The organism is Endozoicomonas sp. SESOKO2, assembly GCF_024606245.1.
GTDB lineage: Bacteria > Pseudomonadota > Gammaproteobacteria > Pseudomonadales > Endozoicomonadaceae > Endozoicomonas_A.
Genome location: NZ_JAHHPQ010000197.1, coordinates 1 through 1,764, shown reverse-complemented (window position 1 = coordinate 1,764; position 1,764 = coordinate 1). Strand labels below are relative to the sequence as shown.

The window sequence follows — 1,764 nt, the reverse complement described above, 5'->3', positions numbered from 1 at the left end:
TGGTTTCAGCCTATCCACAAGGGTATTTAGGTCCCGTGCTTTCGGAATTTATTCGGCGCGGAGGGGAAATGCTCTGCACCACAGTTGAGGGTTGTTTGTTTAGTGATATGCATGAAGGATATGAAGACAATCCTGAGGTTCTCTGGGACGGGATTGAAAAGTTAAGGAAGAAGAATAGAGAGTGCTTTGAAGTTAAATTAACTGATTACACGTTGATGGGGCCTCCATCACGTATCCAGTTTTACAATTGGCCATCAAGTGTTAAGCAGCTTATGCTTGATTCCCTGGATTTAAACGGTTTGTGTTCTGATATCAGTTTTCCTCGATCCCCGAGACCAAGTTCCCATTATTAAAAAAAACTCAATCCGCCAGCGAAAGTTATACAGAGATGCAATCTTTCGTTTTTGAAAGAAAAGACGCTTATCTTCTTGAATTACCACTTTTCAGGCCTACCCTTTTCGAATCAACAAACACAAAATGAAGGTAAGGATAGAGTTTTGAAAAAATTACTCACAGCGGCACTGTTTTTGCTGTTCCCACTGTCTGCCATCTGCCAGACCGAATCATTTACAAGAAGCTTTTTTGTTGAGCTTCATCAGGATGGACACTCTCCAAAAGGGAGCTTTTCTATTAAGCCAGACCAGCAAACATTGCTGGGCATCCCGTCATACCTTGCTGATACAAACAACTATGACGAATCAATTTTTCCGCACAATGACCAACCACAGAGACTCGGCGGTTACAGGGTAAAAACGTCCTTTTTTGAGTCGATCTCGTGGGAATTGATATACGCCGCTGGTGCGCTGGTTGCTTACCAACTGGTTATGACTTCCGATGACAGTGCTCTGAGCACCAAACCTCATTCATGGATTCCTGTAGAAGCCTTTTTTGCGGTCGGCTGGCTTTTACAAAGTTATTGGAACACCGATTCGCCTATGTTCAGTCCGATAAATAAACTGGAGGCCAGTCAGGATGACCCGTTTGCAATCACCACTATGATGCTCCCCGGAAATAGCCAAAAACAAAGCCAGCAAAGAAACGAGCAAACAGAATCATCCGGCCAGCAAGCCTCCGGAACATCCGCGCAACTGACAGGTTCTGTCACCAGACTCCAGCATCTCGGCTCTGGCGGCGGTAACGAAGAGCCGGATCAACCTCAACATACTCTCGGCTTAAATTGCCACGTCGATTCCTGTCATGGCGTTTGTAAACTTCGACAATCATCCCATATCGACGGGCCTGCTGATTGGTCGCTGAATCCTGAAGCAAATTCTACGGGCGATACAGGAGCAACATCCAAGCAAAGCTTGCTTTTCACACCATCGACTCATTTGCGGCATCGGCAGACAGGCATAACGACCCACAAGGCTAAATTTCGGCGGCATCTGGAAAGAAAATTCCTGAAAGCTGAAAATTTGCTCAGATTATCCTCATTCATTGGTAACTCAGACTATATGCCTTCCACCCGAAGGCAAGCATTAGAAGCAGCAGCTTGCAGTTGTGTTTTAAACCACCTCAATATAGCGTATTGCCTTGCTGATCCAGAGACTAAGGCTGCTGCGACTAAACTGGTATCTTTGTATACCTTGTATTCCTTACCTCATTCGGATGATTCGCAAGAACCAAAAAGAAAGTCAAAAAAGGCTTTATGTGAACTTGTGATCGATAATACTAAATATTTCCATATCATTTTTACCTACATAGCGGTTCCCGGTTGTGGTCGTTTAAAGCCTGAAAGATTTCTGGCTGTTATGCTCTCTCTAT

2 protein-coding genes are annotated in these 1,764 nt (G+C 44.5%); both read left to right on the top strand.

Annotated elements, in window-relative coordinates; genetic code table 11:
* The coding region (locus KDK17_RS04720) for a hypothetical protein (RefSeq protein WP_257287468.1) at positions 1-353 on the top strand (353 nt) is incomplete at its 5' end.
* Positions 354-497: 144 nt separating this feature from the next.
* A partial coding sequence (locus KDK17_RS04715; RefSeq protein WP_257287467.1) for a hypothetical protein occupies positions 498-1,764 on the top strand: 1,267 nt, incomplete at its 3' end.